The following is a 2,721-nucleotide window of genomic DNA, read 5'->3' on the forward strand; positions in this document are numbered from 1 at the left end:
TGGTTCAAGTCTCCAGACTTGGACCAAAGCAATGCAGTCTTCAGACTGCTATTAAGCTTAATCCTTGGATTAGTTAGCCGATGTTTATATCCTAACTGCTCGCCAATGTTTGTGTCTTCACAAACATCCATTAAAAACAATTTACTCAACTTATTGAGTAATTTTACTCATCACATTGAGTAAAAAATTAAAATACCTCCATATACATTGATATTCAATAACTTACAATTTTATTATTAAGCAATAAAAATGGAGTAATTAAGCATAAAAAATGGTTCAAGTTTTGAGACTTGGACCACCAAAATGTAGTCTCCTGACTGTTTCCTCTGCATCACTGCGTGAGGTATATTTTTTAACCGCAAAGGACTCAAAGGTTTCGCAAGGGGGCGCAAGGGATTTTGACCTTCCCTGTTTTTGGCGGAGACCCGAATTCCCCATTTGCATTTCCTCGGCCAAAAACCGGAATCGCTGTTCTCGTTTTTTACCCCGAGTTGCTCCCGATAGCGGGATTACTCGGGGCTAACCATATTTGATCCCTATGGGATCATTTGTCGCCAATGTTTGTGTCTCCACAAACATCCATCTTCCAAAACTTTCATCGAGAAAAATAAATAAGGCAACCTGTGAGAGTTGCCATAATTATGCATACAAATCCAAAATATCCATCTGAAGGAATTCTTGCCATGGGATTCCATCGGCACCGATAAGTAGGTTTTTTTCAGGTTTGAATTGCTTGGAGAAGGCATTCATTCCGGAAAGTGTACCTGTTTTGGAGGACTTTACTTCCAGGGCAATCACCCGCTTTTTGTATTCCAACACAAAATCCACTTCTTCATTTCCTTCCCGCCAATAGTAGACATTTAATTTTTTGTCCTTAAAGGATTGATTGATGAGATGCGCACCTACTCCGGATTCCACCCAACGACCCCAAGCTTTAGGATCTGCCAACAAGGTATCCATACTTTCATTGGAAATTCCGGACATGATAGCCGTATTATGGACCATAAACTTGGGACTTGAAGAGCGCTTTCTGACCATATTTGGGCTGTATTTCTCCAATCCACCCAAAAGTCCGGCATCGTTTAGCAGATTCAGATAATTGGCCAAAGTAGTCGTATTGCCGGCATCGGCAAGCTGTCCCATGATCTTGGTGTAGCTCAGCACCTGACCGGAATACACCGAACCCAACTCAAACAAGCGCTTCATCAGCGCCGGCTTATCTACACGGGTCAGCATCAGGATGTCCTTTGAAATGCTTGTTTCCAAAAGTGAATCCCGGATATAATTCTTCCATCGATCCTCATCGTCCTTTAGGGCGATGGCACCAGGATAGCCTCCAAACCAGATGAACTCTTCGGCAGTCAGTCCGAAGGCATCCTTCATTTCTTTATAAGACCAATGTCCCAGGTAAGTCGCCTCAAACCTTCCCGCCAGAGATTCTGTCAGTCCCTGCTGCAGCATCAACCTGGATGAGCCCAACAACACTACCCGAATATCCATTTCCTCAGCAGTATCCCTGTCCCACTCAGCCTTGATCTGCTCAGACCAGTTGTCGATCTTCTGCACCTCATCGATGACCAGGAGAAAAGGCGTTTCGGGATGCTGCTGTTGACGGATCCGGGCATTTTCCCACTGTTGGGAAATCCACACACCATCTCCGGCCGGCACTGCATCCGCGGCTATCATGAAACTTGGATAATCCAACTCTGCCATTATCTGTCTTACCAAGGTGGTTTTGCCTATTTGCCGGGGGCCATATATGACCTGGATGAATCTTCGCGGCTCATCCGATAATCTCTTTTGAAGGGCAGGTTTTTCTATTCTTTGGTATGCCATAATTATTTTACTCAATATACTGAGTAAATTTACTCATTATATTGAGTAATTTCAAATTCCCCTCACATTTTATTTATTATCAACACATTACAAAAATATAATAAGAAAAAATCCAGCTTATTAATGAAAGAAAGTAAGACCAAAAGGACAAAAAAATCCTTCCCTTACCATTCATAATAAAACCATAACTTCCAAATAATATACTCCTCATATGATTGGCTTAATTTCATAACTTGATAAATAAACATCCAATCAACCCATGAAAAGATACATACTACTCATCGGATTCTCTTTGTTGAGTCTTTCAGGATATGCCCAAAATATAGTCACCGGCTACGTATATGAAGATCTCAATGCAAACGGAAAGAAAGATAGACGTGAAAAAGGACTCCCAAATGTATCCGTATCCAATGGGATAGAAGTAGTCAAAACAGATGACAAGGGTCAATATGTACTCCCAATCCAGGAAGACCAAACCATATTTGTGATCAAACCGTCAGATTATGCACTGCCAAAAAACGAAAACAACCTTCCCAAGTTCTTTTACAGCCATAAGCCAAAAGGTTCTCCGACCAACCTGAAATATGCAGGCCTCAGTCCGACAGGAGAATTGCCAAAATCCGTGGATTTTGGACTTTTGCCATCCAAGTCGGAAAGCAAGTTTACTGCTTTGGTATTTGGAGACCCGCAGCCGTATAATATGACGGAGTTGGGATATTTTGAAAAAGGGGTGGTCAATGAAGTCGCTGGCATTCAGGGGATCCGCTTTGGAATTTCGGTGGGGGATATTGCAGGAGACGACTTGTCTTTGTACCCAGCCTACGCGAAGACAATCGGAAAAGTCGGTGTGCCTTGGTTTTCAGTTATGGGAAATCACGACATGAA

At 42.4% G+C, this 2,721-nt stretch carries 2 protein-coding genes; one reads left to right on the forward strand and one right to left on the reverse strand.

All coding sequences use genetic code 11. From position 1 onward, the window contains the following. Positions 1-639 precede the first annotated feature (639 nt). Positions 640-1,836: an ATP-binding protein gene (locus ACZFYI_RS18575; protein ID WP_462525617.1), complete on the reverse strand. Its 1,197-nt coding sequence runs from the start codon at positions 1,834-1,836 to the stop codon at positions 640-642. Between the two features lie 259 nt (positions 1,837-2,095). Here ACZFYI_RS18575 and ACZFYI_RS18580 point away from each other — a divergent pair. Further along, on the forward strand, positions 2,096-2,721 hold a 626-nt coding region (locus ACZFYI_RS18580; protein WP_462525618.1), incomplete at its 3' end, for a metallophosphoesterase N-terminal domain-containing protein.

Source organism: Aquiflexum sp., assembly GCF_977115555.1.

What these genes read in the sequence shown, in the direction of transcription:
- ACZFYI_RS18575 (WP_462525617.1), bottom strand. Translation starts at nt 1,836, where the DNA reads ATGGCATACCAAAGAATAGAAAAACCTGCCCTTCAAAAGAGATTATCG.